This window comes from Streptococcus sanguinis SK49 (assembly GCF_000212815.1).
Taxonomy (GTDB): Bacteria; Bacillota; Bacilli; order Lactobacillales; family Streptococcaceae; genus Streptococcus; species Streptococcus sanguinis_C.
This window is the reverse complement of the sequence record NZ_GL890985.1, coordinates 661,729-687,920: the sequence shown is the minus strand read 5'-3', so window position 1 is coordinate 687,920 and position 26,192 is coordinate 661,729. Positions and strand designations below refer to the sequence as shown.

25 protein-coding genes, 2 tRNA genes and 1 pseudogene are annotated in these 26,192 nt (G+C 42.3%); 12 read left to right on the top strand and 16 right to left on the bottom strand.

The window, feature by feature from the left end:
- Positions 1–126: 126 nt before the first annotated feature.
- The 4 genes from HMPREF9380_RS07555 to HMPREF9380_RS07570 all read right to left on the bottom strand — a co-directional run bounded on the left by HMPREF9380_RS07555 (position 127) and on the right by HMPREF9380_RS07570 (position 2,747).
- A complete protein-coding gene (locus tag HMPREF9380_RS07555) occupies positions 127–1,170 on the bottom strand; it encodes a SepM family pheromone-processing serine protease (protein WP_002932662.1) in 1,044 nt (347 codons plus the stop codon).
- Positions 1,157–1,651, bottom strand: coding sequence for a pantetheine-phosphate adenylyltransferase (gene coaD, locus HMPREF9380_RS07560; RefSeq protein ID WP_002932661.1), 495 nt, complete (start codon positions 1,649–1,651; stop codon positions 1,157–1,159). Before coaD ends, HMPREF9380_RS07555 begins: the two co-directional genes overlap by 14 nt.
- The gene (rsmD, locus tag HMPREF9380_RS07565; RefSeq protein WP_002932657.1) at positions 1,641–2,189 is read right to left on the bottom strand and encodes a 16S rRNA (guanine(966)-N(2))-methyltransferase RsmD; all 549 of its coding nucleotides are present in this window, start codon (positions 2,187–2,189) and stop codon (positions 1,641–1,643) included. Before rsmD ends, coaD begins: the two co-directional genes overlap by 11 nt.
- Before the next feature lie 69 nt (positions 2,190–2,258).
- Positions 2,259–2,747 carry a YcxB family protein gene (locus tag HMPREF9380_RS07570; RefSeq protein ID WP_002932654.1) on the bottom strand — a complete coding sequence of 163 codons (489 nt, stop codon included), beginning with the start codon at positions 2,745–2,747 and terminating at the stop codon, positions 2,259–2,261.
- A 143-nt stretch (positions 2,748–2,890) separates the two neighbouring features.
- Here HMPREF9380_RS07570 and HMPREF9380_RS07575 point away from each other — a divergent pair, with 143 nt between their 5' ends.
- From HMPREF9380_RS07575 to HMPREF9380_RS07590, 4 genes are read left to right on the top strand one after another with little or no spacing between them, the layout of a single operon-like run.
- Positions 2,891–3,568, top strand: coding sequence for a helix-turn-helix domain-containing protein (locus tag HMPREF9380_RS07575; RefSeq protein ID WP_002932652.1), 678 nt, complete (start codon positions 2,891–2,893; stop codon positions 3,566–3,568).
- A 3-nt stretch (positions 3,569–3,571) separates the two neighbouring features.
- Entirely contained in the window at positions 3,572–4,987 is a 1,416-nt protein-coding gene (locus tag HMPREF9380_RS07580; RefSeq protein ID WP_002932651.1) for a Y-family DNA polymerase, read from the top strand.
- Positions 4,984–5,358, top strand: a complete 375-nt coding sequence (locus HMPREF9380_RS07585) for a hypothetical protein (RefSeq protein ID WP_002932650.1) — start codon at positions 4,984–4,986, stop codon at positions 5,356–5,358. Before HMPREF9380_RS07580 ends, HMPREF9380_RS07585 begins: the two co-directional genes overlap by 4 nt.
- Complete coding sequence (locus tag HMPREF9380_RS07590) at positions 5,336–5,629, top strand: DUF5960 family protein (RefSeq protein ID WP_002932649.1); 294 nt, start codon at positions 5,336–5,338, stop codon at positions 5,627–5,629. The genes HMPREF9380_RS07585 and HMPREF9380_RS07590 overlap by 23 nt, the downstream gene beginning before the upstream one ends.
- An 81-nt stretch (positions 5,630–5,710) precedes the next feature.
- On the opposite strand, the gene HMPREF9380_RS11370 is transcribed toward HMPREF9380_RS07590, so the two are convergent.
- The 9 genes and pseudogenes from HMPREF9380_RS11370 to HMPREF9380_RS07630 all read right to left on the bottom strand — a co-directional run bounded on the left by HMPREF9380_RS11370 (position 5,711) and on the right by HMPREF9380_RS07630 (position 15,323).
- Complete coding sequence (locus tag HMPREF9380_RS11370) at positions 5,711–5,854, bottom strand: type II toxin-antitoxin system RelE family toxin (protein WP_071788372.1); 144 nt, start codon at positions 5,852–5,854, stop codon at positions 5,711–5,713.
- A 235-nt stretch (positions 5,855–6,089) separates the two neighbouring features.
- On the bottom strand, positions 6,090–7,826 hold the full coding sequence (locus HMPREF9380_RS07595) for an ATP-dependent nuclease (protein ID WP_002932648.1): 1,737 nt from the start codon (positions 7,824–7,826) through the stop codon (positions 6,090–6,092).
- A 140-nt stretch (positions 7,827–7,966) separates the two neighbouring features.
- A complete protein-coding gene (locus tag HMPREF9380_RS07600) occupies positions 7,967–10,612 on the bottom strand; it encodes a valine--tRNA ligase (RefSeq protein WP_002932646.1) in 2,646 nt (881 codons plus the stop codon).
- Positions 10,612–11,913, bottom strand: coding sequence for a hypothetical protein (locus tag HMPREF9380_RS07605; protein WP_002932639.1), 1,302 nt, complete (start codon positions 11,911–11,913; stop codon positions 10,612–10,614). The genes HMPREF9380_RS07600 and HMPREF9380_RS07605 overlap by 1 nt, the downstream gene beginning before the upstream one ends.
- A gap of 59 nt (positions 11,914–11,972) precedes the next feature.
- On the bottom strand, positions 11,973–12,536 hold the full coding sequence (locus tag HMPREF9380_RS07610) for a GNAT family N-acetyltransferase (protein WP_002932638.1): 564 nt from the start codon (positions 12,534–12,536) through the stop codon (positions 11,973–11,975).
- Positions 12,523–13,101 (bottom strand): annotated as a pseudogene (locus HMPREF9380_RS11365) (flavin reductase family protein). Before HMPREF9380_RS11365 ends, HMPREF9380_RS07610 begins: the two are co-directional and overlap by 14 nt.
- A gap of 346 nt (positions 13,102–13,447) precedes the next feature.
- Positions 13,448–13,702 (bottom strand): DUF1912 family protein, encoded by a 255-nt coding sequence (locus HMPREF9380_RS07620; protein ID WP_002932632.1) that lies wholly within the window; start codon positions 13,700–13,702, stop codon positions 13,448–13,450.
- A gap of 26 nt (positions 13,703–13,728) precedes the next feature.
- Entirely contained in the window at positions 13,729–15,090 is a 1,362-nt protein-coding gene (locus tag HMPREF9380_RS07625; RefSeq protein WP_002932630.1) for a DUF438 domain-containing protein, read from the bottom strand.
- A 2-nt stretch (positions 15,091–15,092) separates the two neighbouring features.
- Positions 15,093–15,323 (bottom strand): DUF1858 domain-containing protein, encoded by a 231-nt coding sequence (locus HMPREF9380_RS07630; RefSeq protein WP_002894544.1) that lies wholly within the window; start codon positions 15,321–15,323, stop codon positions 15,093–15,095.
- A 253-nt stretch (positions 15,324–15,576) separates the two neighbouring features.
- Between HMPREF9380_RS07630 and HMPREF9380_RS07635 the strand changes: the two genes are divergently transcribed.
- The 4 genes from HMPREF9380_RS07635 (at position 15,577) to HMPREF9380_RS07650 (ending at position 21,337) form a co-directional block, all read left to right on the top strand.
- Complete coding sequence (locus tag HMPREF9380_RS07635; RefSeq protein ID WP_002932628.1) at positions 15,577–17,004, top strand: helix-turn-helix domain-containing protein; 1,428 nt, start codon at positions 15,577–15,579, stop codon at positions 17,002–17,004.
- A 157-nt stretch (positions 17,005–17,161) separates the two neighbouring features.
- Positions 17,162–18,670 carry a glycerol kinase GlpK gene (gene glpK / locus HMPREF9380_RS07640; RefSeq protein WP_002932626.1) on the top strand — a complete coding sequence of 503 codons (1,509 nt, stop codon included), beginning with the start codon at positions 17,162–17,164 and terminating at the stop codon, positions 18,668–18,670.
- Between the two features lie 68 nt (positions 18,671–18,738).
- Positions 18,739–20,565, top strand: a complete 1,827-nt coding sequence (glpO, locus tag HMPREF9380_RS07645; RefSeq protein ID WP_002932624.1) for a type 1 glycerol-3-phosphate oxidase — start codon at positions 18,739–18,741, stop codon at positions 20,563–20,565.
- 67 nt (positions 20,566–20,632) lie between these two features.
- The gene (locus tag HMPREF9380_RS07650) at positions 20,633–21,337 is read left to right on the top strand and encodes an MIP/aquaporin family protein (RefSeq protein WP_002932621.1); all 705 of its coding nucleotides are present in this window, start codon (positions 20,633–20,635) and stop codon (positions 21,335–21,337) included.
- 197 nt (positions 21,338–21,534) lie between these two features.
- On the opposite strand, the gene rlmD is transcribed toward HMPREF9380_RS07650, so the two are convergent.
- Positions 21,535–22,905, bottom strand: a complete 1,371-nt coding sequence (gene rlmD, locus HMPREF9380_RS07655) for a 23S rRNA (uracil(1939)-C(5))-methyltransferase RlmD (RefSeq protein ID WP_002932612.1) — start codon at positions 22,903–22,905, stop codon at positions 21,535–21,537.
- Positions 22,906–22,960: 55 nt separating this feature from the next.
- On the opposite strand from rlmD, the gene HMPREF9380_RS07660 reads away from it, so the two are divergent.
- From HMPREF9380_RS07660 to HMPREF9380_RS07675, 4 genes are all read left to right on the top strand, one after another.
- Positions 22,961–23,737, top strand: coding sequence for an aminoglycoside 3'-phosphotransferase (locus tag HMPREF9380_RS07660; protein ID WP_002932610.1), 777 nt, complete (start codon positions 22,961–22,963; stop codon positions 23,735–23,737).
- Positions 23,738–23,763: 26 nt separating this feature from the next.
- Positions 23,764–24,540, top strand: a complete 777-nt coding sequence (gene recX / locus HMPREF9380_RS07665; RefSeq protein ID WP_002932608.1) for a recombination regulator RecX — start codon at positions 23,764–23,766, stop codon at positions 24,538–24,540.
- A gap of 86 nt (positions 24,541–24,626) precedes the next feature.
- Positions 24,627–25,160, top strand: coding sequence for a nucleoside tri-diphosphate phosphatase (ntdP, locus tag HMPREF9380_RS07670; protein WP_002932605.1), 534 nt, complete (start codon positions 24,627–24,629; stop codon positions 25,158–25,160).
- 127 nt (positions 25,161–25,287) lie between these two features.
- A complete protein-coding gene (locus HMPREF9380_RS07675; protein WP_002914500.1) occupies positions 25,288–25,605 on the top strand; it encodes a DUF960 domain-containing protein in 318 nt (105 codons plus the stop codon).
- Between the two features lie 340 nt (positions 25,606–25,945).
- Here HMPREF9380_RS07675 and HMPREF9380_RS07680 read toward each other — a convergent pair.
- Positions 25,946–26,019: transfer RNA gene (locus HMPREF9380_RS07680), tRNA-Pro, on the bottom strand.
- Between the two features lie 46 nt (positions 26,020–26,065).
- Positions 26,066–26,139, bottom strand: a tRNA-Arg gene (locus tag HMPREF9380_RS07685).
- Positions 26,140–26,192 lie beyond the last annotated feature (53 nt).

The following is a 26,192-nucleotide window of genomic DNA, read 5'->3' as shown; positions in this document are numbered from 1 at the left end:
ATCAGCCAGTATTTCGCGGACTTTTCATCAAAAATATCTTTCTGAAAAAAGTCTGACGATTTAAAGTAGAAAAGGCCAGCTGATTTTGTCTGTCTCACAAGAAAAATCTTAGCAAAAGCTAAGATCTTACTTGTTCTTTTTCAGATAGTCAATGGCATCCTGCAGCGTTTTAACTGGAACAATTTTCATATCCGTTTTAATCTTCTTGGCTGTCTCCAGAGCCGTTTGGTAGTTATTCTTCCCATTAGGAGAAAGCTTCTTCTCTTCCTCTGTAAGTTCATTGTTCGGTGCAAAGAAGATATCTGCTCCGCTTTGGGCTGCTGAAACGACTTTCTTATCAATTCCGCCGATTTCGCCAACTTCACCTTCCCGGCTGATGCTGCCGGTCCCTGCAATATCGCGGCCATCACGAAGAGTCGGATCAGCCAACTGGGTATAAATAGCCAGGCTGAACATAAGACCAGCACTAGGACCGCCGATACCCTCAGTTGAAAATGTAATCGGAATATTACTGCTGACTTCCGTCCTGTCTATCAGACTAATCCCAATCCCGTTCTTACCATTCTCCAGCTTGATAATCTTGCCGGTTGCCGATTTCTCCTGACCATCCTCTTGGAAAGTCACCTTGACCTTGTCCCCAAGCTTCTGCGAGTTGACATACTTGACCAGTTCCTCAGAACTTTCAAATGTCTTATCATTGACACCAGTTACCGTATCAGCAATATTAAGAACCCCCTTGAAGGTTGAGTTATCTGCCACCTGCAAGACATAAACCCCCAGATAGTCCATTTTAATCTCTTTACCAGCTGTCGTCAACCCTTGATATTTAGCCATATTTTGTGATGTTTCCATGTAAAATTGGTTGATCCGATTGAACTCCTCATCCGTGGATCCCCCCGTCATATCCTTAGCGGAATAAATATCGGTAAAAGGGGTCAGCCAAGCATAGACCAGATGGGCAAAAGTTGCCTGCTCTACTCCGACTGTCACAAAGTTATAGGAACCCGCTTCCTTGTCAGCCTTTTTATCAACCAGCAAGACCTGCCGAACATCCTCGGCACCACCAGGAACTTCTATATAATAAGGCAGACGAACCCAAAATGCTGCTATAAAAAAGGCAATAGTGACGCCAATGACCGTCGGCCATAGATACTTCTTAATTCTTTTCATCGTTGATTCTTTCTAATTCTTTGATTACACTTTGGGGCACATAGGCCGCGATATCCTGCTGAAAAGCAATCAGCTCACGAATACGTGATGAACTAATATGCTGATAGGCCGGCTTGCTGAGCAAGAAAATCGTTTCCAGCTCTTCTGCCAATTCCTGATTGAAAAAGTTCATATTGGCTTCATAGTCTAGGTCTTGACTGTTACGGAGACCGCGCACAAAGGCCTTGGCTCCCAGCCTTCCGGCCACTGTTACTGCTAGCTCATTCTGCGAAATGATAACCTCGACATTATCTAAATGCTGCAGAGCTTCTTTGACCATACTCTCTCGGGCTTCAATGGTGAAAAAGCCAGACTTTTCTCGATTATAGAAAATCCCTACATAGAGCTTATCAAAGAGCCTGCTGGCCCGCTCAATCAGGTCCACATGGCCCTTGGTCATCGGGTCAAAAGACCCTGTGAATAATCCTATCTTATCTGACATACACCGTCACCTTTGAAATTCCATATATCTTCTGCTTCCAAATGCCCAGCCCTGCAATTTCTTCTGGCAATTCCACTTCCTTGTCTGTCTCACAGACTACCAGAACATCCTGACTCAAGAGCTGACGCTCCTCCAGCTTCTCAAGGTCTGCCACAATCTGCTCCTTGGCATAAGGTGGATCTAAGAGAACCAAGTCAAAAGCTCCCGTCAATATTTCCAAGGATTGGCCAGACTCCATCTTGAGCAAATCAAAACGTTCTGGCTCCTTGGTCATCTGAATATTCTCTGAAATGATAGCCTGAGCTCTGCGATCCTTTTCGACTAAAACAGCTGTCTCCATACCTCGCGAAATAGCTTCAATGGCCAAACTTCCGCTGCCGGCATAGAGATCCAGCACCCGACCGCCGTCAAAATAGGGACCAATCATATTAAAAATCGCCCCCTTAACCTTATCGGTCGTAGGTCTAGTCGTCTTGCCGTCTAAAGTCTTGAGGGGCCTGCCCCCGTATTTACCTGCAACAACTCTCATAAAAAACATTATAACACACATCGCACAAGAGGCAAATTTTTTGAAAACTTGACAGATAAAAAACAGAAGTCCCCCAAATTAGAGACTTCTGTTTTCTTTTAGTTTTAGTAAAAAATCAATTAATTCAGGCTGACAGTCTGCCTTATCCAAGATCAGCCCCATTGACCGGCCAACCATGATATAAAAAGTTTCTGGCTTGTCTATAATCGCCACAATATCTTGATAGTCAAATCTGGCATTGTTATTCCGATTAACGACACGAAAGTCTGTCTCATAGAAGCTAAACTCATGCTCTATATCATGCCAGAGGGGGTTGCCTCTATAAAACTTTTTAATATGTCGATTCATGGACAGATAGTAAAGAAAAGGAAGGACTGCCACAGTAACAAGAAAAGCTACGCCTGGCAAAGGTTCCCCGATGAAAAAACAGATTGCACCGCATATCAGCACCACTATCTCAGGGAGAATCAGTGAGAAGATGCCATTCTTTTTATACCAGAAATTGGTCCAAGCGAAACGGCGGTAGGCTTCTTCTGTCATGATCGTTTTTGCTGTCATAGGAAACATCTCTCTACCTCCAAGTTATATTCCTCCCTACAGTTTACCACACTCTTGCTAAAAATAACAATACTCAATAAAGAACTTGCTTTTCTCGATTTCATTTGTTATACTTATATGTAACTTTTAAAACGTTACATTGGAGGTGTGATATGTTTTCGCATGAAAAATTAAAAAAACGCCGGCTGGAGCTTAATCTGGCACAGGCTTCCATTTACCAAGAACTGGGCATCTCTCGAAAAACTTATTCAGCTTGGGAAAATGGTCTAGCAGAACCCCACGCAAAAAATCTCAGGAGGTTGGCCACCTGTCTCAAGGTCCAAGAGAACTACTTTGTGGATGAGACCAGTACGCTCTACACCTACCCTTTACTAACCCCACCGCATAAAAAGGAAGTTGACCAGCTAGCTAGTCAGCTCCTAGAAAGACAGCGCAAGGTTAGCTCTCTTACAGCCTATAAGGTTCTATCAGTTGAGCTGGCTGCAGGTCTCGGTCACAGCTACTATGACAATGAAACAGACTACGAAACTGTCTACTTTGATCAAGATATCCAGCACGACTTTGCATCTTGGGTCTCTGGGGATTCTATGGAGCCCAAGTATCCAAATGGCTCTGTTGCCCTTATGAAACAGACAGGATTCGACTACGATGGGGCAGTCTATGCTCTCATGTGGAATGGCAAGACCTATATCAAAAAAGTCTATCGTGAAGCTGAAGGTCTACGCTTAGAATCTATCAATCCTGACTACGAGGATCTCTTTGCTCCTTATGAAGACCAACCTAGCATTGTTGGTATCGTAGTCGGACATTTTCTGCCAATTGAGGTATAAGCTATGGTCCTATTTGATTATTCACGCGAGCCTCGTTCAGACATCGCTTTTGTGGATATGAAAAGTTTTTATGCCTCTTGCGAATGCATTTCCCTCGGCCTTGACCCTTTAAAAACCTCGCTCTGTGTCATGAGCCGAATTGAAAATTCTGCTGGACTGATATTAGCTGCCACTCCTCTCTTTAAAAAGAATTTCGGCAGCCAGAATGTCAGCCGAAGCTATAATCTTCCTTTTGATCTCCACACCCGCAAGTTCAACTATGCTGCTGCCCACAAGCAGGGACTGCCTATTACAGCAGATTATGTGCGCTTTATTGAAGATGCTGCTCAAAAGACCTTATTGGTCCCACCTCGGATGAACTACTACATCCAGAAAAACATGGAAATCCAAAAAATTTTCCAGGATTTCGCAGCTCCCGATGACATTTTCCCCTACTCAATCGATGAGGGCTTCCTAGATTTGACAAGCTCTATCAACTACTTCATTCCTGATCAGACGCTGGACCGCAGGACCAAACTGGACCTGCTGGCTGCCCGCATTCAACAGGCTATCTGGAAGAAGACCGGGATTTATGCCTCTATCGGCCTGAGCAACGCCAATCCTCTTCTAGCCAAATTAGCCTTGGACATTGAAGCCAAACATACAAAAAAGATGCGGGTCAACTGGTCCTATGAAGATGTTCCCAGTAAGGTCTGGACTATTCCAAACATGACTGATTTTTGGGGCATTGGCCACCGAACGGCCACTCGTCTTGAGAAACTAGGCATCCACTCCATTTATGATTTAGCTCACTTTAACCCCGATATTCTCAAAAAAGAAATGGGGGTTATGGGTCTGCAGCTTTGGTTTCACGCTCATGGCATTGATGAAAGCAATGTTCACAAGCCTTATCAGGTCAAGTCGCATGGATTAGGGAATTCGCAAATTCTCCCCCGAGACTATAGACAGCAGGCAGAGATTGAGCTTGTTTTCCAAGAAATGGCTGAGCAAGTTGCCATTCGGCTCAGACGGTCTGGTAAGAAGTGCCAGTGTGTATCCATCTATGCCCGCTATTCCAAGCAGGAGCGCCTGCCTTCCATTCATACACAGAGAAAAATTGAGCCTACCAATAACAGCGATCGATTGGCTCAAATCGTCGTTCAGCTTTTTCGTTCTAAATATCAGGGCAGGGCTATCCGACAGATTGGCGTTTTTTACAGTGACTTTGTCGATCAAGGTTATGGTCTGATTTCTCTCTTTGATGATCCTCTGCAAATTCAAAAAGAAGAGGAGCTCCAGCTGACGATTGACCGCATCAGAGATCGCTTCGGCTTTGCCTCTTTGCTTAAGGGATCGGCCTTGCTGGAGTCCTCTCGTGCCATCGCTCGAAGCAAGCTAACAGGTGGCCATTCAGCTGGAGGGCTGGAGGGCTTATCATGACCGACCGCTCTTATCTCCCCTACCAGTCGGCTCGTGACTTTCAGGATCGAGGCATGGCGAAATGGGCTGGCTTTTTTCTCTCTGAACACAGCACTACTCTGGCCCAAAAAGAACTAGATATCAGTCGCCTGACCCAGCTTGACAGACAGGAAAAATTCCACTTGCTCAGTCAAGCCTACAGCCAGCAAGTTCCCATCCGAATCACCTTTCTTAATAAGGAAAGGCTGACCGACATTAATGCTACCGTCTTTCATCTGGACTGCAAGCGAGTCCTCCTGCAGGAAGGTGACCATTACAAAGGCCTTGCTATCCACCAGATTCTTTCGATACAAGCCCTAGGAGGCACAGATGACTACTCAGAATCTACATGAGGAACTTCAATTTGACTATTTTTCCCAGAACTACTATCAATTTCAAGAAGATTTTTATCAATTCTCCAATCTTCCCCAGCCTCTGATGGTCATGGAAGACGATATCCTCCGCCACATGGCCAGCCGCCAGGTCACTTATTTCAAACTCTCTAAGGCCAAAAGTTTAGATCAGAAAGACCATTACTTCCACTTTACCATCAGCCGTCCAGACCAGGCAAAGCGGCTCTGCATTTACCACTATCAAGGCCAAACAGAAGATATAAAACACTAAGCTCCCAAACTAAGTCTGGGAGCTTATTATATGGGGCTAATCAGCATGATATAAATAATCTTGCCTTACTAAAATTAAGTTTTAATCTTCTCCTTTAAAGTTATAGACTTCCGAACGTTTCGCTACATGAATATTCAGTATCACGAAATCTTCATCATCAACCTTAGCAATAATCCGATAAGATCCCACACGAAAGCGCACATAACCCGAAAGGTTGCTTGACAAATATTTCCCTGGCGCCCTAGGAAAGTCGACATTTCATTCAACTTATCCGACAAACGGACTGAAGTTGATAATGAGATGAAATCACTCCTTTTTAAAAATGATTTTCTTCTTTAGTTATATTTTAATACACGACAAAAAAAGATAAATTGAATGAAGATTTCAACTCCTTGATTATGAAATTATTTAATAGCTTAAAACACTAATTATACAATTCTAATATTATCTGTAAGTAAAATTATTTTCTGAGTGATTTAATGACTTCAAGAATTTCAGTATCAAAATCTTCTCTTCTCGAATTTTTAATTATATCATCAATAGAACAAGATGTTTGAAACTCTTTTTGAAACCAATCTCTTATCATTTTTAAAGCCTCTTTACCGCCTATAATTGCTAATTTAGCGTCTAAAGTATTCCAAGATTCATCACGAATCCGTCTAGCTTCGGAATTTAACCGAGAAATATCCCAACTTCTATTTAAGTCTTTTAATTTGCTCGCTAATAAATCAGCCACTTTGTCTTTAAAATATTCATCAATTTTTTTATTCAAACATTCATTAAATTTATTTTCATCTTTCATATTTGAAATAGAGTGCAATACCTTGGGCATTATGAGATAATTTTCAATTTCTTTCTTATTCCAGAATTTTAAATTTAAACCGGCATCTTTTGCTTCAGATAATTTTTTATCAAGCCAAGCTTGTGGAAAATAATCTCTATCTAAAATGCAATTGACTTGTATATTACCTTTAGTCTCACTTGCTAACAATTTCGATAACCCAAATGCTTGTGGAAGATTACTTGCACCCTTTAATTCTACGAACGGGAGAGTCAGTAATGAATCGTTATTTTCAGGATAATATTTTTCATAAATTTTATTTAAGATTTTTAAATCACTTGAATTCTCAACAAAAATGCATTTTTTAGTATTTGCAATCCTTAATAATGTTATGTTTTGTGAACTACCTAAATTCTCCAATGTGTTTTGTACAGAAATGATGTCCGAAGAAAATTTCATTGTTTGTTTAGATTTATCAATCATTAGTACATTTTCAGGATTAACTTCTGATAAAATTTCCACTGAATGTGAAGCAATAATTACCTGCTTAAATCTGTTCTTTACAATTTTTACTAAACTTCTCTGTAAGTCTGGATGCATATAAACATCAGGTTCATCTAGTATCACAGTCTCTGACTTTGCAGATTTGCAAATAAACCAAATAATCTGAAGCCACATTTGAAGACCACTCCCCATATAGCCTATCTCCGAAGTAAATCTATCTGCTTCTATCATTAATTGGATTGGAGGAGTGCTATCTCCTGTAAATCCTCTCGACGGTGCAATCAATTCTTTTACTTTCAAACCTTGCCAAGTTTGCTCTGCTAACTGACAAAATTCTTCGTAAACTGTTATATCCTTTGTTTTCTCATCTAATATCTCATTTCTAAAGTGCCTACTAGACAAATAAGTATCTCGACCATTAACAATTGTACTTCCAGCTAGCTGTCTTTCTTCTTCTTTTATTAATCCAATTTGTGGTAATATCTCAACTCTTGAAAAGCTACTTGCTAGAAATTTATTTGCACTTTTTATATTTTTTCCCGATTTATCATAATAACAAGCATAAGCAACATCATCTGAAATATAAATTTCAATCTTATTTTTATCATTAAAATATCCTATTATTTTTGAAATAATATCTTCTTTGTAAAAATGGGACACTGTACGCAGATCAATCTTTAAAGAATCTAACTTAAGTTTCTTTGATTTCTTGTTTCTCTGCTGAAAAATAGAAGGCAAATCTTTATAACTCTGTTTTGAACCACTTTTTATTGCAAGTGATAGCAATCGCAGCCCCTCAATCATAGTAGACTTCCCAGCATTATTCTTTCCTACGGCAATTGTAATTTCTCTTAACGGGATTGTAGCATTTTCAAAACATTTATAATTTATAAATTGAATTTTTTCTAACATGAAAATTCACTCCTGAAAGAATATTTAATTAATATTTATTTCTGGATTATTAGCCTAATGAAAAACCATTTTGTGTAAACTACAAGTAAAAATTAGTAAAAGATTACACAAAATGGTTACTTTATACCGTCAATACAATATTACAAAAGCTTCTTCATCTCATCAATACGTGCGACGGTCGCGTCGTACTTGGCTTGGTAGTCGGCTTGTTTGTCGCGTTCTTTTTGGACGACTTCTGGTTTGGCGTTGGCTACGAAGCGTTCGTTAGAGAGCTTCTTACCGACCATATCCAGTTCTTTTTGCCATTTAGCCAGTTCCTTGTCGAGACGAGCTAGTTCTTCTTCGACATTGAGGAGGTCTGCGAGTGGCAAGTAGATTTCTGCTCCTGTGATGACGCTTGACATTGCGAGTTCAGGTGCAGGGATGTTTGATGCGATTTCCAAGTGTTCTGGATTTGTGAAGCGTTTGATGTAGTTGACATTGCTGTTAAAGAAGGCTTCCAAGTTGCTATCGCTTGTCTTAACAAGGATTGTAATTGGCTTGCTTAGTGCTACGTTTACTTCCGCACGCGCATTACGAACGGCACGGATCAAGTCTTTAAGACTTTCCACACCTGTATGAGCTGCAAGGTCTTCAAAGGCTGGGTTAACAGTTGGGTATTCCGCTGTGACGATAGAGCCTTCTGAGATTTGTCCAAAGATTTCCTCTGTCACGAATGGCATGATTGGGTGAAGGAGACGAAGGATCTTGTCCAAAGTGTAAAGGAGAACAGAACGTGTGATGACTTTCTCTTCTTCATTATCACTATAAAGGACTTCCTTAGTCAACTCAACGTACCAGTCCGCGAACTCGTCCCAGATGAAGTTGTAGAGGATGTGGCCAGCTACACCAAATTCAAATTTGTCAAAGTTTTCAGTAACTTTGCCGATTGTTTCATTAAGGTTGTGGAGAATCCAGCGGTCAGTGACATTTCCAGCTTCCTTGTTAACAACTTTTTCCACATTGGCTGTTGCTTGGTCAAGGGTTAATCCTTCATTGTTCATGAGGATGTAGCGAGAGATGTTCCAGATCTTGTTAATGAAGTTCCATGAAGCATCCATTTTCTCGTAAGAGAAGCGGACGTCTTGCCCTGGTGCAGAACCGTTTGAAAGGAACCAACGAAGGGCATCGGCACCGTATTTCTCGATAACATCCATTGGGTCAATCCCGTTACCGAGAGATTTCGACATCTTACGTCCTTGCTCATCACGAATGAGACCGTGGATAAGGACGTTTTGGAATGGCTGACGACCGGTGAATTCCAAGGATTGGAAGATCATACGAGACACCCAGAAGAAGATGATGTCGTAACCTGTTACCAAGGTTGAAGTTGGGAAGTAACGCTTGAAGTCTTCTGAGTCGACATCAGGCCAGCCCATGGTTGAGAACGGCCAAAGGGCAGAACTGAACCACGTATCCAAGACGTCTTCGTCCTGAGTCCATCCGTCACCTTCTGGAGCTTCTTCGCCGACATACATTTCACCTTCAGCATTGTACCAAGCAGGGATTTGGTGACCCCACCAGAGCTGACGAGAGATAACCCAGTCGTGAACATTTTCCATCCATTGAAGGAAGGTATCGTTGAAACGAGGTGGGTAGAATTCTACCTTGTCCTCTGTGTCTTGGTTGGCAATAGCATTCTTAGCCAATTGGTCCATCTTTACGAACCATTGCGTAGACAAGCGTGGTTCAACCACAACACCTGTACGTTCTGAGTGACCAACACTGTGGACACGTTTTTCGATTTTAACGAGGGCACCGATTTCTTCCAACTTAGCAACGACTGACTTACGAGCTTCAAAGCGATCCATGCCTGCAAATTCGAAGGCCAAGTCGTTCATAGTTCCGTCATCGTTCATAACGTTAACTTGTGGCAAGTTGTGACGTTGACCAACCAAGAAGTCGTTTGGATCGTGAGCAGGTGTGATTTTCACGACACCAGTACCAAACTCAGGATCTGCATGTTCATCCCCAACGATTGGAATGAGTTTGTTAGCGATTGGAAGGATGACATTTTTACCAATCAAGTCTTTGTAGCGTGGGTCTTCTGGGTTGACCGCAACGGCAACGTCCCCAAACATGGTCTCAGGACGAGTTGTCGCGACTTCAAGGGCGCGTGAACCATCTTCTAGCATGTAGTTCATGTGGTAGAAGGCACCTTCGACGTCCTTATGGATCACCTCAATATCAGAAAGGGCTGTGCGAGCTGCTGGGTCCCAGTTGATGATAAACTCACCACGGTAGATCCACCCTTTCTTGTAAAGCTCCACAAAGACCTTGCGAACAGCTTTTGACAAGCCTTCGTCAAGGGTGAAACGCTCGCGAGAGTAATCTACAGAGAGGCCCATCTTGCCCCATTGTTCCTTGATAGTCGTCGCATACTCGTCTTTCCATTCCCAGACTTTATCTAGGAATTTTTCACGACCAAGGTCATAGCGGGAAATGCCTTCACCACGCAAGCGCTCCTCAACCTTAGCTTGAGTCGCAATCCCCGCGTGGTCCATTCCTGGAAGCCAAAGTGTATCGAAGCCTTGCATGCGTTTTTGACGGATGATGATATCTTGCAAAGTTGTATCCCATGCGTGACCAAGATGAAGTTTCCCTGTAACGTTTGGTGGTGGAATCACGATCGAATAAGGCTTAGCCTTTTGATCGCCTGAAGGCTTGAAAACATCAGCGTCAAGCCATTTTTGGTAACGACCAGCCTCAACCTCGGCTGGATTGTATTTAGGTGAAAGTTCTTTCATTAGTAAAATCTCCTTTTATTTTTTTCAAATTTATAATATCTTTTTGATGGATCTAAATAGAAATATTTTAACAACCAAATCAGGCCTCCTCCAATAATTAATGATAATATGAAACAAAAGAAAATAATTATGGTTGAGGCAAGAAATTCAGACATCCAATCAGATGACGAATTTATAAGTTTGGCCAACTCTACTTTGATCTTCAGTCCCCATATAATTTCAATTAACTTTGGAATAATACTCAACATTAATAAGGTAAGAAAACCATAGATTTGAATTCGATAGAGGTGTCTATCCATTTTATCAGTTCTTATTGGTTTTTTCTTATATTTATTTATATCAAACTGAGAATTTATTTCCCCTATTAGGTTAGGAATTAATATCGGTAAAAACCAGCTTAGAGCATTAATTAATTCATTTTCAACTTGATTGAATACTGCTAACAATAATATACATATTGTTCCAATTAGCCATGAAGCAATCACTTCTTTTACATCTCTTGCACCATATCCAATCATATTATAAATTTGCAACCAAAAGAATGAGTATAGTGCTATAAAAAAGAGCAATACGAACACGTCTGATAATAGATCAAAATGAAATTTAAGAGTTCTAGAAAAAAAGTAATAAAGATAGCTCAGAAGCCAGAAAAAGGAACTAATAATCATCGTAGCATATACATTCCAGAATGTCTTCCCTTTAGAAATATCTACTTTATTCGTTTTTTTAAATATTTTAATTGATACTACAGTTTTTATAACAGATAATATAAGTGGTAGTATTAAAAGTAATAGAATAGCAATCCAATTATTTATTTGTTTTTTGCTTACAGTTGATTCAACTAGATTTGGATTATATAGAAAATAAATCAACGTTCCACAAATGATCCCATCAAACACATTTATGAAAGCCAAGGCTTCCGTACTCTTAGTAAGAAAATCTCTAAATTTATTAAATCGATTTATATATTTAAATGCATATATCAGTATCAACGCAAACTGAAAAATTATAACAAATTTAAAATCGGTTAAAAAGAATAAAATTAAAGTCGAGATAGAAATAAACCAATAAATCGAAAGGCTAATTTTAGAGATACTTCTTTTAGACAATAATTTAAGATAAAAACCTATCAGTAATAAACAAATAATTATCTCTAAAATATAACGTAAAGTAATCTCGCTAAAAAATAAACTTAACAAAAATGCGGGAAGTGCTATACCTAAAACAGATACAAGGGATAGTATTGGAAAATAAGCTAGCGCGTTCAAAAGTATTTTCCAAACTTGAACAAAAATACTCATCAACCTACTACCAGTCTTAAAATAATGCAATAATTTCAATCATTCCCCCCAATCTAACACTAGTTTGGTATATCCCACTCACTCCTAAGCAAGCCATATCTCAAATCATCACAGCGATTATCTTGGGCATCTTTGCGGTCCCTTATGCGAGCTTCTAAGGTAAAGCCAAGCTTCTCTGCGACTCGTTGACTTTGACGATTATAGCCAAAGCAAGACAATTCAATTTTATGTAGCTTCAATTCTTTAAAAGCTAGATCAATCAAGGCACGCGCCGCTTCTGGAACATAGCCTCGTCCCCAATAGTCTGGATGCAAGGTATAGCCAATCTCCAGTACATCGTCTTCGTGGCGATGATTGAAGTCAACAGAGCCAATGACTTTATCCGTCCCTTTGACAACAATCCCATAACCTGCTGGGAGATTCTCCTTTTGATTACGCTCAAGAAGGATATGCTCCAGATAATAAATCTCATCTTCCAAGGTCTTGACGGGCGGAAAACCTGCTGGATAGGAGACTTCTGGCCGACTGGCATAGTCAAAGATATCCTCAGCATCAGCCACGGTGCGGACTCGCAAGATGAGTCGTTCTGTTTCTAAACGTTCTGGTAACTCAGCCCTTGTCATCCTTCTTCCTCGCTTTCTTGATAAAGCTTCCCATGGGGTCGACTCGGTCATCTAGATAACGATAAACGCGCTGGTGACCATCTCCCATAAAGTAGGCCGGAGCAAAACGATCATTTTTAAAATGTCCCTTGTCATCTAGGAAATCAGAATCAGCAAGTCGCTCAAGAATCTTGGCAAAAATATGGCAGATACCATCTTCTTCAATAATCCTATTGACTTGACATTCTAGAACAAGTGGACATGCTTCTAAAATAGGAGCTTGAGTCTGTTCAGAAATCTCGTAGTCTAGCCCCAGGTGTTTCAATTTCTCCCGATGGCTGATAAAGCCGGCCTGTTCCATCGCAAGCATAGAAGTTTCATCAGGGATATTCACAGTGAACTTCCGATAATGCTTGATTTGCTCAGCAGCATTTTCCTCAGCACCAACTCCGATAACTAGCTAATCACCCAGGCTATAAGAGGAGCTACAGGTCGTGATATTGTGCCCAAAGTTCCGGTCCTGATACCCCAAGATAAAGATAGGAAAACCATAGTAGAGTTTACTTGTGTTAAAGGATTGCTTCATGAAAACCTCCTTTGACTAAGATGCAAAAGAAAAACCCTGCCATCTACATGACAGGGACGAATGTGTTTATCCGCGGTACCACCCAATTTCGGGCAGATGCCCGCAACTTTTCTCTTCTTCTTTCTCTTTTATGACGTCGTTAAGTCGCTTTGGCATACGCTAGTATAGCCTGCAGCTCCTTGCCTAGTCCTAAAAGGAAACAAAAAGACACTTTTATTTCAATTTTTCATCTCATCAGCAACCAGCTTTGACGCATTTGTGGACTTCTCAGCACCGCCACTTTCTGTAAAATGCTTGACTCAAAACACCTCTGATGAACCTATTCTATCACCTTTCCAGTGAAAAATCAATAATTTCTCTCTCCAAAAAGTCCGTCTGGCAGGTCGTGAAATCCTTTGCCCGCCTGATAGTTGGCGAATTTTCCTAAAAGGAACTGGTAGGCATCTAGACGACTCTCATAGCGAATGGCCGCTTCCTTGGCCCGCTCGTCTTGGTCTGTCTCGTAGACAGCCTGACTCTCCTTGAGGGCCATCTCGTTGATCATGACCTGAGTCTTGACCCAAGCTTCAAACTCCTGTAAAAATTCCTGTTCGTAACTCATTTTTCTCACTTTCTAACTGCAAATACCTAGTCCAAATCTCGGTAAAAATCGCTGTCTATGTCACGGAAGGGCTGAATGTCCTGTACATATTCCAACACCCCCTGAAATTCACCAGCCTCATCTCGCACCGCCGCATAGGTCACATGAACAAACTTGCCCCGTGATTCCGACTTGAACCACATCTCAAACTTGTCCCGCTCTCCCTCGCGCAGAGCCTTGAAAATCCGCCGCACCTTGTCCAAAAACTTGGGCGGGTGGCAGAGCTCGACATTGCGCCCTATCTGGGACGGCGTCCGCTTGAAAATCATCTCGTCTGCCGGCACGCTGTCATTATAATACTGGAAAATATCGTCCTTATTGACAAAGGTAATCTCCATGGGCAGATGATCCAAAATCAAATTGGCCTCCGCCACCGACAGATAGCCATGGCCAAAAGGCTGCTGGGAGTCCCGATTAAAGGCTTGCTCCTCCTTTTCCTTAGGCTTAAAGGAAATAGTGACCTGACCATCTGGTGTATCAATGACCTGCTGAAACCTGCCATCACTCGTCTGCTCTGTGCTGGCGGGCGCTTCGCTTCCCTCATCAGCAGCATTCTTAGCTTCCTCCTCCGAGAATGAGTGCCGCGCAGGAATCCATTTCTCTGTCGGCTTGATGATGGCATAGCCATAAGCATCGCTCTCCTCAGCAATCTTGAGCCAGTCATCCTGAGTAAAGGATTCGAGGAGAATCATGAGAAGGATGGACTCTTCCTTGAAAATCATAGCTTCAAACTCAGCAGCAAAAGTCTCAAACGTGTCCTTGACTTCTTGAATCGAAGTATCAGGCAACTTCTCTGCAGTAATCTTGGCTTCTTGAAAAAGTTCTCGAATCTGATCATCTACACCCCACATGACCTTGGGTGGCGAATCATGACCATAGCTCTCCATGATAGGAAACATGAGCTCTTCCTTACGCTGATAGTGGATATCAAACTGCCCCACCAAACCCAGCTGACGCTGGAGTCCCTTGCGGATTTCAGGAAGAAGGTCCTCATCTTCTGTGCTTTCATAGGTAGATAGGAGCCTGCGAACCCGCATGAGAGCAGCACGCAAGGCTAGATTTTCCTGCTTAAATACTTGAACCGGATGGCCTGGATGGTCGGTATCAGCCACCTCCACATTCTGAATGGCACCTTTAAAGAGGTTGGCATGGACATTGCAGAGGGACATGACATCTTCAAAGGTCACTCCTGTATCTGAGTTCATCAGCTCATGCTCCATCAGGCTGATCTCTATAGCGGACACACCAGCAAAATGCTCATTGAAGAGCTCCTGAACAGACTCCGCAGAAGCTCCGTTATGTAGGTCCAGCAAGATAGACTTGAGGACTTCAATGCGTTCAGTAGCCATTTCTAAATCCCCACCACTTCATAGCCGTTTAATTCCAGAGTTTGCTTGATTTTATTCAGGTCAATGCCGTTCATACCAGCGCCTTTTTTGATAGAAACCACGCGCCCGACTGTATTACGCATGACAGGATTGGCTAGAGGCGTAAAGCCCAACTCGACTAAAACATCCAAAACTTCGGGCTGCTTTTCAATCACTTCTGCCACTGGGATAGACAAATCAATCACATTATCCATAGCTGCTCCTTCATCCTTATTTTTCTACAATTATACCATAAAAAATCTATCAGACCCAAAGCAAAAAAGCATAAGTATCTGCTCCTCTTATGCTTGTTCAAAAGAAATGGAATAACGAATTAAGATAGACATAATGACAGATTGTTTCAATTTATTATTTCCTTAGACAACGATAATAAAAAATGAAGCACATTGCTTCGTCTTTTTTCCCTTTTGTGATAAGCTAAGATTAGTGAATTGAGAGGGTTTTCGTATGTATCTTGCAGACTTAATGGAAAAGAGTGAAGCGGGGCAGTTTATTGTCCTGTCTTATTTACAGCAGCATTCTACATCCAGTTTGAAAGACGTTATGTCTGAAACAGGCTTCTCGAAAGCAACCTTGACCAAGTACATTAGCCTGATTAACGACAAGGCTATGGACCATCATGCAGCTGTATCCATCCAGCTTCAGGAAGAAACGCTCATTCTGTCCATCGCATCTGATACCAAGGGACGGGATATTCGCAGACTCTTTTTGAGCAATGCCATCAAATACCAGATTTTAACCCACCTGCTCTACCATCAGCAGTTTTTAGCCCATCAGTTAGCTCAGGAGCTCATGATCAGTGAAGCAACACTCGGCCGTCATATATCTGGTTTAAATCAGATTTTATCAGAGTTTGAGCTATCTATCCAAAACGGCCGCTTAAAAGGTCCTGAGCACCAGATCCGCTATTTTTATTTCTGCCTCTTTCGTAAGGTTTGGTCTAGTCAAGATTGGGAAAAAGAACTTCAAAAACCAGAAAGAAGGCAGGAAGTTGCCGTCTTAGAAGAACTCTGTGGAGCCCAACTCTCTCAAGGACAGCGATTGGACTTGGCTCTTTGGGCACATATTACCCAACAGCGCCTAAGAGTCAATGCCTGTCAATTCCAAAACATCGAGCAGAAAATGCAGGGCTATTTTGAAAACATCTTCTATCAACGCTTGCATCGCCGAACAAATGATTTCTTTGCCGGACAGCACATCACTCTGAGTCAGGAAGACGGGGAAATGATGATTTTCTTTTCATTTCTGCTTTCCCATCGGATTCTGCCCTTGCACACCATGGAGTATATTCTGGGCTTTGGCGGTGAAATTGCCAGTCTGATTACGCAACTGATTCAAGAGATGAAGGGTCAGGACTTGCTAGGGGATTATATTGAGGATCAGGTGACCTACGAACTTAGCCAGCTCTGCGCCAGTGTCTTTCTTTTCAAAGGCTATCTCTTGCAAGACAAATACAAGCACAACTTGGAATTGCGCCACCCATACTTGTGGAGCGAATACGATTATCGACAAGTGGCAGACACTATTTTTAGTAAACTCCCTATTTTTCAACAGGGAACATCTCTGGATAAAAAGGTTTTGTGGGAATGGCTCCAGCTGATGGAGTACATTGCTGAAAACGACGGTCAAGTCATCAAGATAGGAATGGACTTGATAGATAGCTTTATCGTTGTTTCCAGGATGACTGCCATTTTAAGACGGTACTTAGAGTACAATCGCTTTATTACGATTGAATCCTACGACCTTACCAGAAATTATGACCTCATCATCACCAACAATCCTATTCATCAGGCCCAGCAGGTTCCTATCTATTATTTAAAAAATGACTTGGATTTGGAAGATTTGGCACAAATCCGTCACATGATATTTCATTAAGAAACTTGGAGAAATCCAGGTTTCTTTGTGATTTTCAAACAATCTCCTCAATTTTTTTAAAAATTTTAAAAAAGTTGATAAAAAAGAAAGCGTTTTATTTTATATACTAGTTACTGTAGAGGAGACATCCTCAAGATTTTTACTAGGAGGACAGTTCATGTCACAAGAAAAATACATCATGGCCATCGACCAAGGAACTACTAGTTCCCGCGCCATCATCTTTAACAAAAAAGGAGAAAAAGTTAGCTCCAGTCAAAAAGAATTTACTCAGATTTTCCCTCAAGCAGGATGGGTTGAGCATAATGCCAATGAAATTTGGAACTCAGTGCAGTCCGTTATCGCCGGTGCCTTCATCGAAAGCGGAGTCAAACCTAACCAAATCGAAGCCATTGGGATCACCAACCAGCGTGAAACAACTGTCGTCTGGGATAAAAATACCGGTCTTCCTATCTACAATGCTATCGTTTGGCAATCTCGCCAGACTGCTCCTCTGGCTGAACAGCTGAAAAGCCAAGGCTATGTGGAAAAATTCCACGAAAAGACTGGTTTGATTATTGACGCTTACTTCTCTGCTACCAAGGTTCGCTGGATTTTAGATCATGTAGAGGGAGCGCAAGAAAGAGCTGAAAAGGGTGAATTGCTCTTTGGTACTATCGATACCTGGCTAGTTTGGAAATTAACTGACGGTGCTTCTCACGTGACTGACTACTCAAATGCAGCCCGTACCATGCTCTATAATATCAAGGAACTCAAATGGGACGATGAGATTTTGGAAATCCTTAACATTCCAAAGGCTATGCTTCCAGAAGTTCGTTCTAACTCAGAAATCTATGGTAAGACTGCTCCATTCCATTTCTACGGTGGAGAAGTTCCAATCTCTGGTATGGCTGGTGACCAGCAGGCAGCTCTCTTTGGACAGTTAGCTTTTGAGCCTGGCATGGTTAAGAATACTTACGGAAATGGTTCTTTCATCATCATGAACACTGGTGAAGAGATGCAACTATCTGAAAACAACCTCTTGACAACCATTGGCTACGGTATCAACGGCAAAGTTTACTATGCTTTAGAAGGTTCTATCTTCATTGCCGGAAGTGCTATTCAATGGCTACGCGATGGCCTTCGAATGGTTGAAAATTCACCAGAATCTGAAAAATATGCCCTCGACTCTCACAACAATGACGAAGTCTATGTCGTACCTGCCTTCACAGGTCTGGGCGCTCCATATTGGGATCAAAATGCACGTGGTTCTGTCTTTGGCTTGACACGCGGAACCAGCAAGGAAGACTTTATCAAGGCTACTCTGCAATCCATCGCTTACCAAGTACGCGACATCATTGACACTATGCAGGTGGATGCCAAGACAGCTATTCAAGTCCTCAAAGTCGACGGCGGTGCTGCTATGAACAACTTCCTCATGCAGTTCCAGGCTGATATTTTGGGAATCGATATTGCACGTGCTAAAAACTTAGAAACAACTGCTCTCGGTGCGGCTTTCTTGGCAGGACTGTCAGTAGGCTACTGGAAAGACTTGGACGAACTCCGCACTCTCAATGAAACTGGAGAACTCTTTGAACCATCTATGAATGAATCCCGCAAGGAACAACTCTACAAAGGATGGAAAAAAGCCGTTAAGGCAACCCAAGTCTTTGCAGAAATTGACGACTGATACTGATTCATATTTTGATAATCAAGTCAGTAGAAGTATGAAACGACTAAGTTAGAAAGTGTGTAATTATGGAATTTTCAAAGAAAACACGTGAATTATCGATAAAAAAAATGCAGGAACGCACCTTGGACCTCCTGATTATTGGCGGCGGGATTACCGGTGCTGGAGTAGCCTTGCAAGCAGCTGCAAGTGGCCTGGAGACTGGTCTGATTGAAATGCAGGACTTTGCAGAAGGGACTTCTAGCCGTTCTACCAAACTGGTCCATGGTGGCCTTCGTTACCTCAAACAATTCGACGTAGAGGTGGTCTCAGATACAGTTTCTGAGCGTGCTGTGGTCCAGCAAATTGCCCCTCATATTCCAAAACCAGATCCTATGTTGCTTCCAGTCTATGAAGAAGATGGCGCAACTTTCAGCCTCTTCCGCCTCAAAGTTGCTATGGACCTCTACGACCTCTTGGCTGGTGTTAACAACACTCCTGCTGCCAACAAGGTCTTGAGCAAGGAAGAAGTCCTAGAACGGGAACCTGAACTTAAGAAGGAAGGCTTAGTCGGCGGTGGTGTCTATCTTGACTTCCGCAACAACGACGCTCGCCTCGTGATTGAAAATATCAAACGCGCCAACCAAGACGGCGCCCTGATTGCCAACCATGTAAAGGCAGAAGGCTTCCTCTTTGATGAAGCTGGAAAGATTACAGGCGTCGTTGCGCGTGACCTCTTGACAGATGAAGTCTTTGAAATCAAGGCTCGCTTGGTCATCAACACAACTGGACCTTGGAGCGATAAGGTGCGCAATCTATCAAATGACGGTGAGCAATACTCACAAATGCGTCCAACCAAGGGAGTTCACTTGGTAGTTGACTCTAGCAAGATCAAGGTTTCTCAGCCAGTTTACTTTGATACAGGCTTGGGAGACGGCCGGATGGTCTTTGTCCTTCCACGTGAAAATAAAACCTACTTTGGTACGACAGACACTGACTACACTGGCGACCTAGAGCATCCAAAAGTGACTCAGGAAGATGTGGATTACCTCTTGGGCATTGTCAATAATCGCTTCCCAGAAGCAAAGATCTCAATTGACGACATCGAAAGTAGCTGGGCAGGTCTGCGCCCTCTGATTGCAGGCAATAGCGCTTCTGACTACAACGGCGGAAACAACGGTACCATTAGCGACGAAAGCTTCAATGCACTGATTGCGACCGTTGAAAGCTATTTGGCTAAAGAAAAATCCCGTGAGGATGTCGAGGCAGCTGTTATACAACTCGAAAGCAGCACATCTGAAAAACACTTGGATCCATCAGCCGTGTCTCGCGGTTCCAGCTTAGAACGTGATAACAATGGCCTCTTGACCCTTGCTGGCGGTAAGATTACGGACTATCGTAAGATGGCGGAAGGCGCTATGGAGCGCGTGGTTGAAATCTTAAAAGCAGAATTCGACCGCAGCTTCAAGCTCATCAACTCTAAGACCTACCCTGTTTCAGGCGGAGAGCTCAATCCAGCAAATGTAGATTCCGAAATCGAAGCTTTTGCTCAACTTGGTGTCTCACGCGGCTTAGACAGCAAAGAAGCCTCCTATCTTGCAAACCTCTACGGATCAAATGCTCCTAAAGTCTTTGCCCTCGCTCACAGCATTGAGCAAGCACCAGGTCTCAGCCTGGCAGATACCTTGTCACTGCACTATGCTATGCGTAATGAATTAGCACTCAGCCCAGTTGACTTCCTGCTTCGCCGGACAAATCACATGCTCTTTATGCGAGATAGTTTAGATGCTATTGTAGAGCCTGTTCTGGATGAAATGGGACGATTCTACGACTGGACAGAAGATGAAAAAGCAGCTTATCGAAATGATGTTCAAGCTGCCCTTGCAAATAACGATTTAGAAGAATTAAAAAAATAGAAAATATGAGAAGAGGCGGTAGACCAAGAACTGTCTGCCACCCCTTCTTTTAAATGGAGTAATATAGATGATGAAAGAAATATTTGGCGAATTTTTAGGAACACTGCTCTTGCTCCTTCTGGGAAATGGCGTCGTTGCAGGTGTGGTTCTTCCCAAAACCAAGAGTCACAATTCAGGCTGGATTGTGATTACCATGGGATGGGGGATTGCTGTTGCCATCGCTGCTTTTGTATCTGGCAACCTTGGCCCAGCCCATCTGAATCCTGCCCTAACTATCGGAGTAGCTCTGAAAGGTGATTTGCCTTGGGCATCTGTTCTTCCTTACGTCCTTGCTCAGTTTGCAGGTGCTATGGTCGGACAGTTCCTCGTCTTCCTACAGTTCAAACCTCACTATCTCGCTGAAGAAAATCCGGCTAACGTCCTGGGGACATTCAGCACAGGCCCAGCTATCAAAGATACCTTCTCTAACCTGATTAGCGAAATCCTTGGAACTTTTGTCCTTGTGCTGACTATCTTCGCTCTTGGACTTTATAAGCTGCAAGCGGGCATTGGCACTTTTGCAGTCGGAACATTGATTGTCGGGATTGGTCTCTCACTTGGTGGAACAACTGGCTATGCCCTCAACCCAGCTCGTGACTTAGGACCTCGTCTCATGCACAGTCTCCTTCCGATTCCAAACAAAGGAAATGGTGATTGGAGCTATGCTTGGATTCCAGTTGTCGGACCAATTATTGGTGCCGTCCTTGCAGTCCTAGTCTTCGGTTTATTCTAATATAACTGATTGCCATTGGAGAACACTTAACGAGTGTTCTCTTTTTTACTAAGTGATTAGACGGAGACTAACCTTCCGAACTTACTCTTCCGATAAAAACCATTGTAATTTTGACAAAAGAAAAGACTTAGCCCTGTATTACAAGAAAACTAAGTCCTTTTTAGAATGATTTATCAACTTTAGCGAGCTGTTTCTAATTAACTCAAACGAGTGCTATTTCTCTTAGACAATTTCACTACTGCCTCGGTCCGAGCAGTATGCGGAAACATATCAACCGACTGGATGTAGTGGACATCGTAGACCTGACAAAGCTTGACCAGATCCCGAGCCAGAGTTGAGACATTGCAGGAAACGTAGACCATCTTTTCAGGTGCATAACGGACAATCGTCTCCAGCAGTTTATCGTCCAGACCAGTTCGCGGTGGGTCAACAATCAAGGCATCCGCCCGATAACCTTCAGTGTACCAACGAGGAATAATCTCCTCTGCCGTTCCAGCTTCGTAGAGTGTATTGTCAAAGCCCATCTTTTTTGCATTGCGCTTGGCGTCTTCAATGGCCTCAGGGATGATGTCCATGCCACGCAGAGACTTAACCCTTTTAGCAAAGGCAAAGCCGATGGTCCCCACTCCGCAATAGGCATCAATCAAATGATCTTCTTTCGTCACATCCAGCGCCTTAACCGCCTCCCCGTAGAGCACCTCTGTCTGCTCAGGATTGAGCTGATAGAAAGCTCGAGGCGATAGGGAGAACTCATAGTCCAGCACTCCTTCTTGGATGGCCTTCTCGCCCCAGATAATCTCTGTCTTATCCCCGTAAATCTCACTGGACTTGCTCGTATGATAATTGACCGCCACTGTCTCCAACTCTGGAAATTCAGCCACTAGGTCTCGAACGACTGGAGAAAAGTCCAGCTTACGCCCCGTCACAAAAATCATCTGCACCTGACCTGTCTTTCTGGCCCTGCGAATCATGACCGTGCGTACTCCAGCTGTCTTTCTCTCATCATAGATAGGCAGCCTGTACTTGCCTAAAAGCCGAGCCACCTTATTGATGATCTGTTGCGTTACCTTGTCCTGAACCAGACAGTTTTTCAGCGAGACCAGATAGTGGGAATTCTGGGCATAGAGCCCAGCCTTGACCTCATCCTTGAACTTCCGAGTCTGAAACTGCAGCTTAGCCCGATAATAGAGCGGCTCCTGCATACCAATGGTCGGACGAATCTCATAGTTTTCGTAACCAGCTGGCGCAAATTTTTTCAAGGCCTGACGCAGCAAATCTTCCTTAAACTCCAACTGCTTGTCATAGTGGAGGTGCATGATTTGACAGCCCCCGCAGCTATCATAAATCTCACAAGGCGCCTCCACCCGAAATTTCGACCGCTTGTTAATGGTCAAGAGCTTGGCCTCGATGAAATTACGCTGAACCTTAGTCACCTGACAGTAGACTTCCTCACCCTTCAAAGCCCCTGGCACAAAGACCAGCGTTTTCTTATAAAATCCAATCCCTTCCCCATTAATCCCCATTTTCTTAATTTTCAAAGGGATTCTTTGTTTCACTTTCACATTCATGCTTCTATTATACCACGCTGCCTCGCATTAGTTGAGAATATGTTACAATAAAAGTATGAAAGCAGAAAAAATATCCCTTCCACTAGCCCAATTCCCTGAGCAAATACGAACTTATCTAGAGAGAGCCAACTTTTACGACAGCTCCTCACATTCCGGAGCCAGCGTTTTCTATGTTGATACGGGCTATTATTTGAAAATCGACCAAAAAGGCCAGTTAGCCCAAGAAGCGACACTTGCCAAATGGTTTGAGAAGCAAGGACTCGGTGTGCCTGTCATTCACTACCTGGCAGCAGATAAGGACTACCTGCTGACTAAAGAAGCCGAGGGCAAGGACGCCCTAGCCTTTCTCCAACAGCCAGAAGAACTTTGCCAAACGATGGCTGCCGCACTCAAAAAACTTCACAGCATCCAACCCCAGCATTTCCCAATCAAGCATCGCCTTCAACACTACAAAGAACAAGTAGAGGAAAATTATCGGAAAGGATGCTTTTATCAAAAAGCCTTGCTGCCTCAATTTCACATCTCAAGTCGTGAGGAAGCCTACCAGCTTATCCAAGAGCAGGGACAGCTACTGACGGCGGACGCCTTGATCCACGGAGATGCCTGCTTGCCTAATTTCATTCTGAAAGACGCAGAAACCTTCTCCTGCTTTATTGACGTTGGCCTCGCTGGCCTCAGTGATCGCCACATTGACCTTTACTGGGCCATCTGGTCTCTTACTTATAATTTATCTGACCGTCAATATGCAGAGCTCTTTCTTGACTACTATGGCAGGAAGGATGTTGATACCGATAAACTACGCTTGATAGCTGCCTTTGAAGCATTTAGCTAGAAGAAAGGAATTTACCAAAATCCCCTATGAAAATCACAAAAATCGAAAAGAAAAAAAGACTCTACCTCTTGGAGTTGGACGACAGTGAAAAGCTCTATATTACAGAAGACACCATCGTTCGCTTCATGCTGTCCAAAGGAATGGAAATCACAGAGCAGGAGCTAAAAGAAATTCAAGACTATGCCCAATTTTCTTACGGAAAAAATCTAGCCCTCTACCATCTCTCCTTCAAGCAAAGAACTGTCAAGGAAGTGAAAGACTACTTAACGCAGCACGACATCCAACCAGAAACCATCAGCCATGTTTTGGACAATCTAAAAAAGGATAATTGGATTAATGATAGAAAATATGCTCATTCTTTTATCCAATCCAACCTTCTCACTGGTGACAAAGGCGCTTTTGTTCTCAAGCAAAAACTCAGTCAAAAAGGGATTTCTAGCACTATTATTGAAGACGAATTGAGCCAGTTTGATTTCACTGAACTAACAGACAAGGTTGCCCAAAAGCTGCTCAGAAAATACCAGGGAAAACTGCCCAGCAAGGCCTTACAAGATAAAATTCTTCAATCCTTGATAAACAAAGGTTTTTCCTATAGTCAAGCCAAAACCGCCTATCAGCATTTGGAAATCGAAGAAGACCAAGAAAACCAGCAAGAACTGCTCTATAAAGAGCTAGAGAAGCAATACCATAAGTACTCAAAAAAATACGACGGCTATGACTTAAAACAGCGTCTGACCCAAGCTCTAGCTCGCAAAGGCTATGATTTCTCCGACATCGCCAGCGCTCTGAGAGAATATCTTTAAGATTTTCTATGAAAACTTATGCATTTCTATGAAAATATGTTACAATAAAGAAGATAAACTTATAAATTGTAGAAAGTTGGTAAGTTATGAAACTTCCAAAAGAAGGCGACTTTATTACAATTCAAAGTTATAAGCATGATGGGAATCTTCACCGCATCTGGCGAGATACCATGGTACTAAAGACAACAGAAAACGCCATTATTGGCGTTAATGACCACACACTGGTAACAGAAAGTGATGGCCGACGTTGGGTAACACGTGAACCAGCCATTGTCTATTTTCATAAAAAATACTGGTTTAATATTATTGCCATGATTCGAGACAATGGAACTTCATACTACTGCAACCTAGCCAGCCCTTACTATCTGGATAATGAAGCTCTAAAATACATCGACTATGATTTAGACGTCAAAGTCTTTGCTGATGGTGAAAAACGCCTGTTGGATGTAGAAGAATATGAACGCCACAAAAAACAGATGCACTATTCTGATGATTTGGATTTCATTCTCAAAGAAAATGTCAAAATCCTAGTTGATTGGATTAACAACGGAAGAGGTCCATTTTCAGATGCTTATGTCAATATTTGGTACAAACGTTATGTTGAACTAAAGAATCGATAAAGTTGTCAAAGAGCGTAAGCTCTTTTTCTTTTGTCTAATTCGATCTCACCAGAGGTCAAATTCTTGCAATCTCAAGCATTTTCGGGTATCATATAAGAAAATCCAGACTGTAAGAAAGGAGTCTCCCATGGCATTTACAAATACTCTCGGCCGATATGCCAGCTTTGGCATCATGACGAGCCTCCCTGAAGAAATTGTCGATTCATTCTGGTACATCATTGATAACAATCTCAAAGGTGTCTTTGAACTTCGCCCAGTCCTCAAGTTCGAAATCATCAACCGACAAGGAAAAGTATCCCTACGATTCTCACAAAAAAATTTCAACACCATTATTTCATTTGACTTAAACTATCAATTTGACCCTTTCTTTCCTAGAAAAGTCTACATCGTTGATAACAAGGGCAAAGAAACCATTATGCTATCTGACGAATACTCTTTGATGTAGTAAATCATACTCAACACATATAAAAAACCTCTGAAGGCAACTATTCACCGCTATCAGAGGTTTTTATCTTTAATATTACTCATCTCAAGTGGAAAGTACATTTGAGCAGCTTGATACAAACTAAACTTCTGGAACACTAGACTTTAAAATCAAACTAAACCTAGTTGAATAATCAAATCCCTTGCTTTCAAATAGGATTATATAAAGAAGACAAGACCAGAAGTTCTAAAAGATTATATCGCTAATTAAATCCTATGTAAGCTAAGTCATAAATACTGTAAATACAGTTTTCTTAAAAACAAAAAGATAGATTAGTACATCTATCTTCTATGTTATCTAGTCGGGAAGACAGGATTCGAACCTGCGACACCTTGGTCCCAAACCAAGTACTCTACCAAGCTGAGCTACTTCCCGGTGCTTAAACAATCTAAAAACGGAGCCCTAAGACTTCGCTTCCAAATGCACCCTAGAGGAGTCGAACCTCTAACCGCCTGATTCGTAGTCAGGTACTCTATCCAGTTGAGCTAAGGGTGCTCACTATTCATATTATATTCATTATAGCAAAACTTAAGAAAAAATCAAACAAT

Bases quoted from the DNA above. Each gene is read 5' to 3' on its own strand.
- HMPREF9380_RS07555 (WP_002932662.1), bottom strand. From the start codon at position 1,170: ATGAAAAGAATTAAGAAGTATCTATGGCCGACGGTCATTGGCGTCACT.
- coaD (WP_002932661.1), bottom strand. From the start codon at position 1,651: ATGTCAGATAAGATAGGATTATTCACAGGGTCTTTTGACCCGATGACC.
- rsmD (WP_002932657.1), bottom strand. From the start codon at position 2,189: ATGTTTTTTATGAGAGTTGTTGCAGGTAAATACGGGGGCAGGCCCCTC.
- HMPREF9380_RS07570 (WP_002932654.1), bottom strand. From the start codon at position 2,747: ATGTTTCCTATGACAGCAAAAACGATCATGACAGAAGAAGCCTACCGC.
- HMPREF9380_RS07575 (WP_002932652.1), top strand. From the start codon at position 2,891: ATGTTTTCGCATGAAAAATTAAAAAAACGCCGGCTGGAGCTTAATCTG.
- HMPREF9380_RS07580 (WP_002932651.1), top strand. From the start codon at position 3,572: ATGGTCCTATTTGATTATTCACGCGAGCCTCGTTCAGACATCGCTTTT.
- HMPREF9380_RS07585 (WP_002932650.1), top strand. From the start codon at position 4,984: ATGACCGACCGCTCTTATCTCCCCTACCAGTCGGCTCGTGACTTTCAG.
- HMPREF9380_RS07590 (WP_002932649.1), top strand. From the start codon at position 5,336: ATGACTACTCAGAATCTACATGAGGAACTTCAATTTGACTATTTTTCC.
- HMPREF9380_RS07595 (WP_002932648.1), bottom strand. From the start codon at position 7,826: ATGTTAGAAAAAATTCAATTTATAAATTATAAATGTTTTGAAAATGCT.
- HMPREF9380_RS07600 (WP_002932646.1), bottom strand. From the start codon at position 10,612: ATGAAAGAACTTTCACCTAAATACAATCCAGCCGAGGTTGAGGCTGGT.
- HMPREF9380_RS07605 (WP_002932639.1), bottom strand. From the start codon at position 11,913: ATGAGTATTTTTGTTCAAGTTTGGAAAATACTTTTGAACGCGCTAGCT.
- HMPREF9380_RS07610 (WP_002932638.1), bottom strand. From the start codon at position 12,536: ATGACAAGGGCTGAGTTACCAGAACGTTTAGAAACAGAACGACTCATC.
- HMPREF9380_RS07620 (WP_002932632.1), bottom strand. From the start codon at position 13,702: ATGAGTTACGAACAGGAATTTTTACAGGAGTTTGAAGCTTGGGTCAAG.
- HMPREF9380_RS07625 (WP_002932630.1), bottom strand. From the start codon at position 15,090: ATGGCTACTGAACGCATTGAAGTCCTCAAGTCTATCTTGCTGGACCTA.
- HMPREF9380_RS07630 (WP_002894544.1), bottom strand. From the start codon at position 15,323: ATGGATAATGTGATTGATTTGTCTATCCCAGTGGCAGAAGTGATTGAA.
- HMPREF9380_RS07635 (WP_002932628.1), top strand. From the start codon at position 15,577: ATGTATCTTGCAGACTTAATGGAAAAGAGTGAAGCGGGGCAGTTTATT.
- glpK (WP_002932626.1), top strand. From the start codon at position 17,162: ATGTCACAAGAAAAATACATCATGGCCATCGACCAAGGAACTACTAGT.
- glpO (WP_002932624.1), top strand. From the start codon at position 18,739: ATGGAATTTTCAAAGAAAACACGTGAATTATCGATAAAAAAAATGCAG.
- HMPREF9380_RS07650 (WP_002932621.1), top strand. From the start codon at position 20,633: ATGATGAAAGAAATATTTGGCGAATTTTTAGGAACACTGCTCTTGCTC.
- rlmD (WP_002932612.1), bottom strand. From the start codon at position 22,905: ATGAATGTGAAAGTGAAACAAAGAATCCCTTTGAAAATTAAGAAAATG.
- HMPREF9380_RS07660 (WP_002932610.1), top strand. From the start codon at position 22,961: ATGAAAGCAGAAAAAATATCCCTTCCACTAGCCCAATTCCCTGAGCAA.
- recX (WP_002932608.1), top strand. From the start codon at position 23,764: ATGAAAATCACAAAAATCGAAAAGAAAAAAAGACTCTACCTCTTGGAG.
- ntdP (WP_002932605.1), top strand. From the start codon at position 24,627: ATGAAACTTCCAAAAGAAGGCGACTTTATTACAATTCAAAGTTATAAG.
- HMPREF9380_RS07675 (WP_002914500.1), top strand. From the start codon at position 25,288: ATGGCATTTACAAATACTCTCGGCCGATATGCCAGCTTTGGCATCATG.